General features: G+C 72.9%; 1 protein-coding gene. It reads left to right on the plus strand.

Annotated features, from left to right (window positions below; translation table 11 throughout):
• Positions 1-602, plus strand: a 602-nt coding sequence (locus POF73_RS45865; RefSeq protein ID WP_272125491.1) for a hypothetical protein, incomplete at both ends; no start/stop codon positions are given.

Genomic DNA, 602 nt, shown 5'->3' on the forward strand with positions numbered 1-602 from the left:
AGACCGAGATGGACGGTTACCGGTACCGGGTGCAGTGGGCGCCGTTGGCCGGCATCCCGCGCGAGGCGACCCTGTCCGGCCGTTGGCTGGCTGTCGTACCGGAAGGGCTTGAGGCCGACGCCTGGGCCGTTTCGGTACGGGAGGCCCTCACGGCGGCGGGCGCGGACGTCGAATGGTGGACCTGCGACCCGTGTGCGGATCGTGCGCAGCTCGCCGCCCGGCTGGAGGGTACGGCGCCGCTGGCGGGCGTGGTGTCGCTGCTCGCTCTCTCCGGTGACCTGAACGAGGAAGACGGCGTGCCGGTGGGCGTGTCGGGTTCGGTGGCGTTGGTACAGGCCCTCGGCGATGCCGGTGTGACGGCACCGCTGTGGGTGCTGACCCGGGGAGCGGTTGCGGTCGGGCGGTCGGACGCAGCCGTCGATCCGGCCGGGAACGCCGTCTGGGGGCTCGGCCGTGTTGCCGCACTGGAGGCACCCGGCCGATGGGGCGGCCTGATCGATCTCCCGGCTGCCTTGGCGGGCACCGCCGGGAACGCGCTGGCGGCGGTCCTGTCCGGTGTGGGGGATGAGGATCAGGTTGCGGTGCGGGTGTCGGGTGTGTTC

It is taken from the genome of Streptomyces sp. HD (assembly GCF_028369295.1).
Taxonomy (GTDB): domain Bacteria; phylum Actinomycetota; class Actinomycetes; order Streptomycetales; family Streptomycetaceae; genus Streptomyces.